Source organism: Streptococcus suis, assembly GCF_019856455.1.
In the GTDB taxonomy this organism is placed as follows: domain Bacteria; phylum Bacillota; class Bacilli; order Lactobacillales; family Streptococcaceae; genus Streptococcus; species Streptococcus suis_AE.
Genome location: NZ_CP082205.1, coordinates 2,128,688 through 2,141,560, shown reverse-complemented (window position 1 = coordinate 2,141,560; position 12,873 = coordinate 2,128,688). Strand labels below are relative to the sequence as shown.

Here is a 12,873-nt window from a genome sequence, read left to right as displayed (position 1 = left end):
CATCTAAGAAAGGAAAGAATATGGCGAATCATTTTCGTACAGACCGTGTCGGGATGGAAATCAAGCGCGAAGTCAATGAGATTTTGCAAAAGAAAGTTCGTGATCCACGTGTGCAGGGAGTGACCATTACAGATGTTCAGATGGTCGGCGATTTGTCAATGGCCAAGGTTTACTACACAATCATGAGTAATTTGGCATCCGATAATCAAAAAGCACAAACGGGTCTTGAAAAAGCGACGGGAACCATTAAGAGAGAACTTGGTCGTAAGTTAACGCTTTATAAAATTCCGGATTTGGTCTTTGAAAAAGACCAATCAATTGAGTACGGCAATAAAATTGACCAAATGTTGCGTGCTCTTGATCAGAAAGATTAACAACGAAAGTCGGATGGAAACATTCGGCTTTTTCTGGCTCGGATGCTTTGTCCATATATGGTGGCGTTTACAAGCCTTCGGAAAGATGTTATACTAATACTCAATGAAAATCAAAAGTAGACTAGGAAACGAAGCCGAAGATAGAACTCTGTTACTATCTTATTTCAAGGTAACAGGCTGAAAACCTCCACTGGAGCTTTTCACTCATCAAGGCAAGTTGACAACGGATAATTTTGATTTTCGAAGAGTATAAGACCAAAGATAGAGCACAGGAGGAAGTTATGAAAACATTTATTAGTAAACTGATGTTAGTGTCCACGGTTGTACTATTAGCTGCTTGTCAGTCTAATCAGGTAAAAGGTGGTGAGAGTTCTAGTTCTAGTGCTTCAAGCCAAGTTTCAGATGGTTCTAGTTTGCAGCAAGCGTCAACAATGGCATCTAGCTCCGAGACGCAAGCATCCTCAGTGACCACTCCTGAGCTAAGTGAAGTATACCAATCAGTTATTGATCGTTATCAAGCGAATATGGGGCAGCCTGCTGAGGCAATTAATCAGGATGAGGTCAGTAGCTATCTGAGCTTATTAACTAGCCAGGGGCAAGAATACAGTGGAATATTTTATAGTTTGTATGATGTCAACCATGATGGTACAGAGGAGCTGCTTCTAGCTTTGGACAAGTCGGGAGAATATGTCTTAATTGACCTCTATACTCAGCTTGCCGATGAGAGTCTACGTTTGGTGGATAATTTCCGCAATCTTGGATTTGAAATTGGACCGGACGCCCTACTTCGTCCTTTACAGGATGGAACGTACTTATTTGAAGGAGCTGGTGTTTTTCGCATTTATCAATACAATGCGATGATTCCAGGTTTAAAACGGATTTCTGAATCAGATACCAATCCTGAAACTTCTCCCTTGCTTGAGTTGAAAAGCTTGCATTGGGTTAAGCTATAGATTTTATCAATGATTATTCCTAGGCTGGGTTTCCCGGCCTTTTGTAGTTCCTAAGAACTTTAAGTTTTCTTTTGGCAATCTTTAATCTTTCTTTTAGGAAGGAAAGGTAAACTAGGAGCATATCAGGAAGGGATACGACTTCCTAAAGAAAGAAAAGGAATCTACATTATGAAAACAAATCTTAAAAAATTACTTTACTCTGGTGTTACTCTTATGAGCCTTGGTGTCTTAGCAGCATGTTCATCTACTTCAAGTTCAACGACTACTTCAAGCTCAGCAGCAACTAGTCAGACAAGTGTAGCGACAACTTCAAATAATAGCACTTCATCAGATTCAAGTTCGTCAACTATTGACTGGTCAGCCCTTCCAACAACAGAAGTAACCTTGTCAAATGATGGCCTGAAAATTACAGAAGGTGGTACTTACATCTTGACTGGCTCAACAACAGCAGGTGTAACAGTTGAAACAGATGCTAATGTTCGTATTATTTTAGCAGGTGCTGACATTTCAAGCTCAGATACCGCCGCAATCAATGTCATAAATGCTGATAATGTTGAATTGGAAATCAAAGATGGAACCACAAATACTGTTAAGGATACAAGCAGTCACTCAGATACCAATATTGAAGGGGCTATCCATGTTGAAGCTGATTTGACCATTACAGGAAATGGTAGCCTGACCGTTGAAGGCAACTTCCAAGACGGCATCGTATCGACAGATGACCTTGTCGTGAATTCAGGAAACATTACCGTCACTGCAGTGGATGATGGTATCCGTGGTAAGGATTCATTGACAATCAATGGTGGTACAATCAATGTAACAGCAGGTGGTGATGGTATCAAGTCTACAAATGATACAGATACTACCAAAGGTTATACAACTATCACAGGTGGTGAAATTACTGTAACAGCAGGTGATGATGGTATTAAAGCGGAGACGGCTTTGACAATTGACGGAGGTACCATTACAGTATCAGAATCAGTAGAAGCCTTGGAAGGAACTAATATCACTATCAACGGTGGTACAATTGATGTCTATGGTTCAGATGATGCCATCAACGCGTCAAGTACAACTTCATCTGATATCTATATCAAGGTAACTGGTGGTGACTTGAAAGTAGCTGTAGGTAGTGGAGATACGGATGCCTTTGATGCCAACGGTGATATCTACATTTCTGGGGGGACTATTGCTGTAACAGCACCAACATCAGCATTCGACTTTGACGGTACAGTTGAATTCACTGGTGGCACAGTAACTGTAAATGGAGAACAAATTACAGAAATTACTCATACAGGTCCAGGCGGTCGCGGTGGCTGGTAATCAATAATAATACAAAAAGGTCTGAGTTGACGAACTCAGACCTTTCGTTTGCTTTCCATATTGGGAAGATTGATTTTGTATTTAATTACCAATAATCGAATGATTAAAGAAATGGTAAAAATAGTGATGAAGGTTGGAATTTGTGGTAATTTCCAATTTACAACGCAAAGATGATAGAGGACTCCTGAGAAAAATGCAAGGACAGCATAGACATCTTCTTTAAGAACAATAGGTGTTTCATTGACGAGTAAATCACGGGCGATTCCGCCTCCGACACCTGTCAAAGCTGCCAGAATACCACTGGTTAGAGCGTTTAGCTGGAGAGAGATGCCAGTACTGGCTCCAATGAGGGCGAAGATGGCTAGACCGATTGCATCAAAGATAAGGTTTGTCTGGGAAAGGAAATGAATCATCTTCTTATCAAGTGGTTTGTCCTGCTTTAGATTGATAACAATTAAGTACATGCTAATCGCTACTCCGAGAGATAAATAGATGGCTGTAGGATCAGTCAAGGCAGCAGGAATGCGATTGGCCATCGTATCTCGAATAATTCCCCCACCAACGGCGGTAATGATGCCGAGCAAGCTAATTCCAAAAATATCTAACTTTTTCTTAAATCCTTTTACGGCCCCCGAAACAGCAAATGCGATAGTGCCTATGTAGTTACAAATCATAAGAAATAAATCGAATTCCATAAGAACCTCCGTACCTATATTAACAGAAAGAAAGACGGCGTGCAAGCTTATTTTAAAGTTTGTGAAAAAAGTTTCAAATAAGTAAAGCGAATCTTTTGAGGATTTGTGAAAAATCGCACTAAATCAAGGTTTTCACGAAAATTTCTGTAAAAAGAAAACGGTTCAATTACTTGCCATTTGTGAAATATTGGTCTATCATAGTACAGAAAGAGAAAAACCTTTGGAGGAAATTATGGTATCTATCTCAAAAGAACAACATTTGGATATGTTCCTAAAAATGCAACAAATCCGTGATGTTGATATGAAATTAAACAAATTAGTGCGTCGCGGTTTCGTACAAGGTATGACTCACTTCTCAGTCGGTGAAGAAGCTGCGGCTGTTGGCCCAATCGCTGGTTTGACAGAGCAGGACATCATCTTCTCACACCACCGTGGTCACGGTCACGTTATCGCAAAAGGGATTGACATCAACGGTATGATGGCTGAGCTTGCTGGTAAGGCAACTGGTACATCAAAAGGCCGTGGTGGTTCTATGCACTTGGCCAACGTTGAAAAAGGGAACTTTGGTTCAAACGGTATCGTAGGTGGTGGTTATGCCCTTGCGGTGGGTGCGGCCCTTACGCAACAATACCTCGGTACAGATAACATTGTTATTGCCTTCTCAGGTGATTCAGCTACTAACGAAGGTTCCTTCCACGAATCAATGAACTTGGCAGCTGTTTGGAATTTGCCAGTTATCTTCTTCATCACCAACAACCGTTACGGTATCTCAACTGACATTTCTTATTCTACTAAGATTCCTCACCTCTACCAACGTGCTGCTGCATACGGTATTCCAGGTCATTATGTTGAGGATGGTAACGACGTTATTGCCGTTTATGAAAAAATGCAAGAAGTCATCGAGTACGTTCGTGCAGGAAATGGTCCTGCCATGGTCGAAGTTGAATCGTACCGCTGGTTTGGTCACTCAACTGCCGATGCAGGTGTTTACCGTACTAAAGAAGAAGTCAATGAGTGGAAAGCAAAAGACCCACTTAAGAAATACCGCAAATACTTGACAGAGAACAAGATTGCGACTGACGAAGAATTGGATGCTATTGAAGCGCAAGTGGCAGAACAAGTAGAAGCATCTGTGAAATTCGCACAAGAAAGCCCAGATCCAGACATCTCAGTAGCTTATGAGGATGTGTTTGTAGACTAACGTAAGAAGTTTGACTACGTTCTAAATAGCAAGTCAAACTAGGGTAGTTCACCAAGGTAGACTACCTATTTAAGTTCGAGTACAATTCTAAGGTGTCTTAAGCTGGGACAATAAACAATTACATCGTAGTAATTGTTTGGTTTTCCTTAGTTCAGTAAAGATAAATTGATATAAATTAGGAGTAAAAAATGGCTGAAACAAAAGTAATGGCCTTGCGTGAAGCGATTAACTTGGCTCAAAGCGAAGAAATGCGTAAGGATGAAAAAGTATTCTTGATGGGTGAAGACGTCGGTATCTACGGCGGTGACTTCGGTACATCTGTTGGTATGTTGGACGAATTTGGTCCAAAACGCGTTCGCGACACGCCTATCTCTGAGGCAGCAATCGCTGGTTCTGCGGTTGGTGCGGCTCAAACAGGTCTTCGTCCAATTGTTGACTTGACTTTCATGGACTTCGTAACAATTGCCCTTGATGCGATTGTTAACCAGGCTGCCAAAACTAACTACATGTTTGGTGGTGGTTTGAAGACACCTGTAACCTTCCGTGTAGCATCAGGTTCTGGTATCGGTTCTGCTGCCCAGCACTCACAATCTCTTGAGGCATGGTTGACTCACATCCCAGGTATCAAGGTTGTCGCACCTGGTACAGCTAACGATGCAAAAGGTCTTTTGAAATCATCTATCCTTGATAACAACCCAGTTATCTTCTTGGAGCCAAAAGCTTTGTATGGAAAAAAAGAAGAAGTCAACTTGGATCCAGATTTCTACATTCCACTTGGTAAGGGTGAAATCAAACGTGAAGGCACTGATGTAACCATTATTTCATACGGTCGCATGTTGGAACGTGTCTTGAAAGCGGCTGAAGAAGTAGCTGCAGAAGGCATCAGCGTAGAAGTGGTTGACCCACGTACCCTTATCCCATTGGATAAAGAATTGATCATCGAATCTGTGAAGAAAACTGGTAAGGTTATCTTGGTTAACGATGCTTACAAAACAGGTGGTTTCATCGGTGAAATCGCATCGATCATCACAGAAAGCGAAGCCTTTGACTACTTGGATGCACCAATCATCCGTATCGCTTCAGACGATGTACCAGTTCCTTACGCAAACATTCTTGAAAACGCAGTATTGCCAAACGTAGAGAAAATCAAAGCGGCAATTTATAAGCAAGTAAACAAGGGTTAATTTTATCGTCGTCCGCTTATCTTTTCTGACTTTGTTGATTTGGCTTGCCTAACGTCAGTTATGTCTGCACCAAATCGCCTTGTCAGAAAAGCAATCGGAAAGACGATAACCCTAAAATGCTAGAAATAAAATATTCTAGCATGACTAAGAATGCTTGGAAAAGAATTGAGCCGCTTCGATTATCGAAGTCTGGTTTGGTTCTTGACAAGGTAAGAAACTGAAAGAAAGGAATTGAACCCGTTCGGAAAACTCGGAAAAAAGATAAATCGTTACGAAAATCAGGATTTTCGACGATTTCCTATTTTTCATTTGTTTTCTGTTCGGACTTGGTATCTTAATAATGGCTATTGAAATCATTATGCCTAAGCTCGGTGTGGACATGCAAGAAGGTGAAATCATCGAGTGGAAAAAACAAGAGGGCGATTTTGTCAACGAAGGCGACGTCATCTTGGAAATGATGTCTGACAAGACCAGCATGGAGCTGGAAGCAGAAGAGTCAGGCGTCCTATTGAAAATTGTTCACGGAAACGGTGCTACCGTTCCTGTAACAGAAGTTATTGCCTATATCGGTGCAGAAGGTGAGACGGTTGAAGTAGGAGCTTCATCTGCTCCAGTTACCCCAGCTGCAGCTATCGAAGAAGTGCCTGCAGGTCGTACACCAGTCATCGTTGCTCCTGCCGCTGCTGCCAAACCACAAGGTGGTGGCAAGGTTCGTGCTACTCCAGCTGCGCGTAAGTTGGCGCGTGAGCTTGGTATTGACTTGGGTCTTGTTCCAGGAACAGGTGCTAACGGTCGTGTCCACAAGGTTGACGTCGAAGACTTCAAGGGAGCAGCTCCAAAAGCAACTCCGCTTGCAGCCCGTATTGCAGCAGACCAAGGTGTTGACTTGTCAACCCTTACAGGTTCAGGTGTCAACGGTAAGATTGTCAAGAACGACGTTCTTGCAGTACTTGCTCCTGCAGCTGTAGAGACTGCTGCTCCAGCACCGAAAGCAGAAGAAAAACCAGCTAAAGAATTGCCAGAAGGCGTTGAAATCATCAAGATGAGCCCAATGCGTAAGGCTATTTCAAAAGGTATGGTCAACTCTTACTTGACTGCTCCGACATTTACACTTAACTACGATATTGACATGACCAACCTCATGGCACTTCGTAAGCAAGTCCTTGAGCCAATCATGAACAAGACTGGTTTGAAAGTAACCTTTACAGACTTGATTGGTCTTGCAGTTGTTCGTACTTTGATGAAAGAAGAACACCGTTACATGAACGCATCTTTGATTAACGATGCCCAAGAAATCGAATTACACAAGTTCGTCAACCTTGGTATCGCAGTAGGTCTAGATGATGGCTTGGTGGTTCCAGTTGTTCACGGCGCAGATAAGATGAGCTTGTCTGACTTTGTGGTGGCTTCGAAAGATGTCATCAAGAAGGCTCAATCTGGTAAGTTGAAGGGGGCTGAAATGTCAGGTTCGACCTTCTCTATCACCAACTTGGGTATGTTTGGTACTAAAACCTTTAACCCAATCATCAACCAACCAAACTCAGCAATCCTTGGTGTAGCATCAACTGTTCAAACACCAGTTGTTATTGACGGCGAAATCAAAATCCGTCCAATCATGGCACTCTGCTTGACCATCGACCACCGTATCATTGATGGTATGAATGGTGCTAAGTTCATGGTTGACTTGAAGAACTTGCTGGAAAACCCATTGGAATTGTTGATCTGAGATAAGATGCAAAAGGCGTTAAGAAAACCGTATGAAAATAGGAAATCAACGATGTGCCTTGAGACACGAGGCGATTTATCTTTTTCAATAGGTTTTTAGCCTGTGCTCAATTTGGTAAAGAGAAAAAATAAAGAAAGGATGTAGAACGAGTTCGTGACATTTGAACACGAACTAAATGCTTCGGAATTTAGATAGTCCGCCTTGGATGCAAGTATCCTACGTTGGACTCCTAAAATTCTGTCGCATTTGACGTTCTTTGTATCATAACTATGGCAATTGAAATTATTATGCCGAAACTTGGTGTAGATATGCAAGAAGGCGAAATCATCGAGTGGAAAAAACAAGAGGGTGATTTTGTCAACGAAGGCGATGTTATCTTGGAGATGATGTCAGACAAGACAAGCATGGAATTGGAAGCGGAAGAGTCAGGTGTACTCTTGAAAATTGTTCACGGTAACGGTGCGACAGTTCCTGTAACAGAAGTCATTGCTTACCTTGGTGCAGAAGGTGAAACAGTTGAAGTAGGTAGCACGCCTGCTCCAGCTGAGGTTGCTCAAGCAACTGCTGACTTGAAAGCAGCTGGTTTGGAAGTGCCTGCAGCTCCTACAGCAGCTCCAAAAGCTCCTAAGGCTGAATTGGCAGCTGACGAGTACGACATGGTTGTTGTCGGTGGTGGTCCTGCTGGTTACTACGCCGCTATCCGCGGTGCTCAATTAGGTGGTAAAATCGCTATCGTTGAGAAATCAGAATTTGGCGGTACCTGCTTGAACAAGGGTTGTATCCCAACTAAGACCTACCTTAAAAACGCTGAAATCCTTGACGGCTTGAAGATTGCGGCTGAGCGTGGTATCAACCTTGCTTCAACAAACTACACCGTTGATATGGACAAGACAGTTGACTTCAAGAACAAGGTTGTGAAGACATTGACTGGTGGCGTTCAAGGTCTCTTGAAAGCTAACAAGGTAACAATCTTCAACGGTCTTGGTCAAGTAAATCCTGATAAGACAGTTGTTATTGGCGACAAGGTTATCAAAGGTCGTAGCATCATCCTTGCAACAGGTTCTAAAGTATCACGCATCAACATCCCAGGTATTGATTCTAAGCTGGTATTGACTTCTGATGATATCCTTGATTTGCGTGAAATTCCTAAGTCACTCACTGTTATGGGTGGTGGCGTTGTCGGTGTGGAACTTGGTTTGGTTTATGCATCATACGGCACAGAAGTAACAGTTGTTGAAATGGCTGACCGTATCATTCCAGGTATGGACCGCGAAGTGTCTGTTGAATTGCAAAAAGTCCTTTCTAAGAAAGGTATGAAATTCTTGACATCTGTTGGTGTATCTGAAATCGTCGAAGCTAACAACCAATTGACCATCCAGTTGAACGACGGTTCGGAAATCGTTTCTGAAAAAGCCCTTCTTTCAATCGGTCGTGTACCACAATTGGCTGGTCTTGAAAATCTTAACCTTGAACTAGACCGCGGTCGTATCAAGGTTAACGAATACCAAGAAACATCTATCCCTGGTATCTACGCACCAGGTGATGTCAACGGTACTAAGATGTTGGCACACGCTGCTTACCGTATGGGTGAAGTGGCAGCTGAAAATGCGATCCACGGTAACCACCACAAAGCGAAGTTGGACTTCACACCAGCAGCAGTTTACACACACCCAGAAATCGCTATGGTTGGTTTGACAGAAGACCAGGCTATCGAGAAATACGGTAAAGAAAACATCCTTATCGGTCGCAACAGCTTTACTGGTAACGGTCGTGCCATTGCTTCTAACGAAGCTCACGGTTTCGTAAAAGTAATTGCGGATAAGAAATACCATGAAATCCTTGGTGTTCACATCATCGGTCCAGTTGCAGCTGAAATGATTAACGAAGCAGCAACTATCATGGAATCTGAGTTGACAGTTGACGATGTGGCAGCATCCATCCACGGTCACCCAACCTTCTCAGAGGTTATGTATGAAGCCTTCCTTGATGTGCTTGGTGTTGCAATCCACAACCCACCAAAACGTAAATAATAAGAGCGTCTAAAATACAATAGAAAGACAAGTCTTGTGGCTTGTCTTTTGTTATCGTTTCCACTATAATAAAAATTAGTTAACAATAAAGGAGTTTTGCATGAAATACATCGTAAACAACAGCAATGACCCAGCTTATAACATTGCCCTCGAAGCCTACGCTTTCAAGGAATTAACAGATATTGACGAAATTTTTATTCTCTGGATTAATGAGCCTGCCATCATTATCGGTAAGCACCAGAATGCTATTGAAGAAATCAACAAGGAATTCACAGACGAAAAGGGCATCCATGTTGTTCGCCGTCTGTCAGGTGGTGGCGCAGTTTATCACGACCTAAATAACCTCAACTACACCATTATTTCAAACAAGGCAGACGAGGGAGCCTTTGACTTCAAAACCTTCTCCAAGCCTGTCATTGATACCCTTGCCATGCTGGGTGTAGAGGCCAATTTCACCGGCCGCAATGACCTGGAAATCGACGGAAAGAAAATCTGTGGTAACGCCCAAGCCTATGCCAAAGGTCGCATGATGCACCACGGTTGCTTGCTCTTTGATGTGGATATGTCAGTCCTCGCAAGTGCCCTCAAGGTCAGCAAGGACAAGATTGAATCCAAGGGTGTCAAGTCAGTCCGTGCCCGTGTGACCAATATCAACAACGAATTGCCAGAGAAGATGACCGTTCTGGAGTTCAAGGATGCCATCCTCAACCAAATGAAGCAAGAATATCCAGACATGGACGAGTATGTCTTGTCAGAAGACGACTTGGCCCGTATCCAAGAAATCCGTGATACCCAATTTGCGACATGGGATTGGACTTATGGTCAAACACCAGAATACACTGTGGAGCGTAGCGTGCGTTATCCAGCTGGTAAAATCACAACCTACATCAAGGCTGAGAAATCGGTTATCGAATCTATCAAGATTTACGGAGATTTCTTCGGAATTGGTGATGTATCGGACATCGAAGACTTGTTGGTCGGTACTCGCTATGAATACGCGGATGTTCTTACCAAATTGCAAGAAATCGACACCACGCACTATTTCTCACGCATGACAACAGAAGAAGTAGCAAAAGCGATTGTAGCTTAATCCATAGGGCTGCCCTTTGTTTGGGCAGTCTTTATTTTTTGTGAAAATGTTTTCGGCAAACTGTTTTCACTTGCACATTTTCTATATTATGGTATAATTATTTTCTGTGAGTATCCCTCACTTACTCGTGGCTAGACCATGAGTCATTAGACCAAAAGGAGGAACATATCAATGGCTAAATACGAAATTCTTTATATTATTCGTCCAAACATTGAAGAAGAAGCTAAAAACGCTTTGGTAGCACGCTTTGACTCTATCTTGACTGACAACGGTGCAACTATCGTTGAATCAAAAGCATGGGAAAAACGTCGCCTTGCATACGAAATCAAAGATTTCCGCGAAGGTTTGTACCACATCGTTAACGTTGAAGCTAACAACGATGAAGCTCTTAAAGAGTTTGACCGTTTGTCAAAAATCAACGGCGACATTCTTCGTCACATGATTGTCAAACTTGACGCGTAAGAAGGTGTTGTATGATTAATAATGTAGTATTGGTTGGTCGTATGACCCGTGATGCAGAACTTCGTTATACTCCGTCTAATCAAGCTGTTGCGACTTTTACTTTGGCGGTTAACCGCAATTTTAAAAATCAAAACGGTGAGCGTGAAGCGGACTTTATCAACGTAGTCATTTGGCGTCAACAAGCTGAGAATTTGGCGAATTGGGCTAAGAAAGGTGCTCTGATTGGTGTTACTGGTCGTATCCAGACTCGTAGCTATGACAATCAGCAAGGGCAACGTGTCTACGTTACTGAGGTAGTTGCAGAAAGTTTCCAACTCTTGGAAAGCCGTACTGCCCGTGAAGGTCAAGGTGGAGGCTATTCAGCTGGCAACTCGTTTGCTGGAGGAAATGACTATAACTCGCCTTATCAAGCGCCTGCACAATCTACACCAAACTTCGCTCGAGAAGAAAGTCCATTTGGAGCAAGTAATCCAATGGATATATCAGACGATGACCTACCATTCTAGGTCAAAAATTAATAATATAAAGGAGAACACACATGGCTCAACAACGTCGTGGCGGTTTCAAACGCCGTAAAAAAGTTGACTATATCGCAGCTAACAAAATTGAATATGTTGATTACAAAGATACTGAGCTTCTTAGCCGTTTCATTTCTGAACGTGGAAAAATCCTTCCACGCCGTGTAACTGGAACTTCAGCTAAAAACCAACGTAAAGTAACAACAGCTATCAAACGTGCTCGCGTTATGGCTCTTTTACCATTCGTAAACGAAGATTAGTAAAAAAAACAGTCCTTGAATGGACTGTTTTTTCATGAGCTCGGAAATTAGAAGGCGAATCAAGACCCCAACGGGTCATTTTTTCATGAGCATGAAAATACGAAAGCGAATTACAGTCCTTGAATGGACTGTTTTTTCACGAGCATGAAAATAAGAAAGCGAGTAATGGTCCAGTGGACCATTTTTTCATGAACTCGAAATTAAGAAAGCGAATTAAGCCCTTGAATGGACTGTTTCAACCCGAGCCAAGAAGTTAGAAAGCGAGGCACAGTCTGGGGATAGACTGTTTCAGCAGATTACATAGACAAGTGACAGCGGATCAAGTTCTCGGGCGATTTGATAGCTGAACTGTATAGATAAACAAAAGCGACTGGAATATTCCAATCGCTTTGTTTTATTATTGAACTGGGGACATGGCATTGCGAATGTTATATTTCTTTTTCAAGAGGTAGCGTGCACCGAAAGCAGCAGCTCCGATAAGAATAGTAACAAGCGGAGGTAGAACTGGGTTAAATGCGGCCGGAATCAGTGCTGCCAGAATGAAAACGACTGACCAAGCCAGCGTAGCAAGTCCGAGAAAAGCGATAGCTTTCAGCAATTTAGGACGTTGCCCCGTCTTAATTTGTTCTCTGTAAACGAAGTGGTACATGAAGTACATACCTGCGCCGACACCAAAACCAATTACCAATAGAGTGAACAAGCCGTATTGGGCACCTTGTCCCAATAAGTTCATCACTCCGTTGATTCCTGCAATAATAGCAAGCATGAATAGACTGGAATCGAGCCACATCAACCATGGATTTTCATTGTATTCCACTTGGTCTTTCTTTTCCTGTTCAGAAATTGTCTTACTAGCAGCCCACTCACTTGGTGCTCCATAGAGATTGCGGGCAGTCACGCCAGTTTTTTGCTTTTCAATGATAGTTGGTAAAATTTCTTCCAAGAGTTCTTTGATTTCGCTATCAGACTTTCCATCTTTAATCAGTTGGTTGGTCGCAATATGGATAAATTCTTGGTTCTTTTTTGTTAATCCGTTGATTTCTGTAAATGACATGTTAAT

Annotated in this window: 13 protein-coding genes; 11 read left to right on the top strand and 2 right to left on the bottom strand. The window is 42.4% G+C overall.

The features are described 5' to 3' along the window. The first annotated feature begins 20 nt into the window (after window positions 1–20). From rbfA to K6969_RS10280, 3 genes are all read left to right on the top strand, one after another. The gene (rbfA, locus tag K6969_RS10290) at window positions 21–374 is read left to right on the top strand and encodes a 30S ribosome-binding factor RbfA (protein WP_002942382.1); all 354 of its coding nucleotides are present in this window, start codon (window positions 21–23) and stop codon (window positions 372–374) included. Window positions 375–655: 281 nt separating this feature from the next. Next, window positions 656–1,327 carry a colicin lysis protein gene (locus K6969_RS10285; RefSeq protein WP_171942712.1) on the top strand — a complete coding sequence of 224 codons (672 nt, stop codon included), beginning with the start codon at window positions 656–658 and terminating at the stop codon, window positions 1,325–1,327. A gap of 168 nt (window positions 1,328–1,495) precedes the next feature. Next, the gene (locus K6969_RS10280) at window positions 1,496–2,647 is read left to right on the top strand and encodes a carbohydrate-binding domain-containing protein (protein ID WP_171942711.1); all 1,152 of its coding nucleotides are present in this window, start codon (window positions 1,496–1,498) and stop codon (window positions 2,645–2,647) included. A gap of 35 nt (window positions 2,648–2,682) precedes the next feature. Here the strand turns inward: K6969_RS10280 and K6969_RS10275 are convergent, their stop codons facing one another. Next, window positions 2,683–3,342 (bottom strand): trimeric intracellular cation channel family protein, encoded by a 660-nt coding sequence (locus K6969_RS10275; RefSeq protein ID WP_002942388.1) that lies wholly within the window; start codon window positions 3,340–3,342, stop codon window positions 2,683–2,685. 232 nt (window positions 3,343–3,574) lie between these two features. Here K6969_RS10275 and K6969_RS10270 point away from each other — a divergent pair, with 232 nt between their 5' ends. The 8 genes from K6969_RS10270 to rpsR all read left to right on the top strand — a co-directional run bounded on the left by K6969_RS10270 (window position 3,575) and on the right by rpsR (window position 11,813). Then, complete coding sequence (locus K6969_RS10270; RefSeq protein WP_029173494.1) at window positions 3,575–4,543, top strand: thiamine pyrophosphate-dependent dehydrogenase E1 component subunit alpha; 969 nt, start codon at window positions 3,575–3,577, stop codon at window positions 4,541–4,543. Between the two features lie 188 nt (window positions 4,544–4,731). Continuing rightward, entirely contained in the window at window positions 4,732–5,727 is a 996-nt protein-coding gene (locus K6969_RS10265; protein WP_029173495.1) for an alpha-ketoacid dehydrogenase subunit beta, read from the top strand. Window positions 5,728–6,067: 340 nt separating this feature from the next. Continuing rightward, window positions 6,068–7,453 carry a dihydrolipoamide acetyltransferase gene (locus tag K6969_RS10260; protein ID WP_029173496.1) on the top strand — a complete coding sequence of 462 codons (1,386 nt, stop codon included), beginning with the start codon at window positions 6,068–6,070 and terminating at the stop codon, window positions 7,451–7,453. Window positions 7,454–7,722: 269 nt separating this feature from the next. Then, a complete protein-coding gene (gene lpdA, locus K6969_RS10255; RefSeq protein ID WP_029173497.1) occupies window positions 7,723–9,483 on the top strand; it encodes a dihydrolipoyl dehydrogenase in 1,761 nt (586 codons plus the stop codon). A 100-nt stretch (window positions 9,484–9,583) separates the two neighbouring features. Beyond that, window positions 9,584–10,573: a lipoate--protein ligase gene (locus K6969_RS10250; RefSeq protein WP_029173498.1), complete on the top strand. Its 990-nt coding sequence runs from the start codon at window positions 9,584–9,586 to the stop codon at window positions 10,571–10,573. A 171-nt stretch (window positions 10,574–10,744) separates the two neighbouring features. Next, window positions 10,745–11,035, top strand: a complete 291-nt coding sequence (rpsF, locus tag K6969_RS10245) for a 30S ribosomal protein S6 (RefSeq protein ID WP_002942403.1) — start codon at window positions 10,745–10,747, stop codon at window positions 11,033–11,035. A gap of 11 nt (window positions 11,036–11,046) precedes the next feature. Then, a complete protein-coding gene (locus K6969_RS10240; RefSeq protein ID WP_002942409.1) occupies window positions 11,047–11,541 on the top strand; it encodes a single-stranded DNA-binding protein in 495 nt (164 codons plus the stop codon). A gap of 32 nt (window positions 11,542–11,573) precedes the next feature. After that, on the top strand, window positions 11,574–11,813 hold the full coding sequence (rpsR, locus tag K6969_RS10235; protein WP_002939250.1) for a 30S ribosomal protein S18: 240 nt from the start codon (window positions 11,574–11,576) through the stop codon (window positions 11,811–11,813). A 397-nt stretch (window positions 11,814–12,210) separates the two neighbouring features. On the opposite strand, the gene K6969_RS10230 is transcribed toward rpsR, so the two are convergent. After that, window positions 12,211–12,867 carry a DUF1129 domain-containing protein gene (locus K6969_RS10230; protein WP_029173499.1) on the bottom strand — a complete coding sequence of 219 codons (657 nt, stop codon included), beginning with the start codon at window positions 12,865–12,867 and terminating at the stop codon, window positions 12,211–12,213. Window positions 12,868–12,873 lie beyond the last annotated feature (6 nt).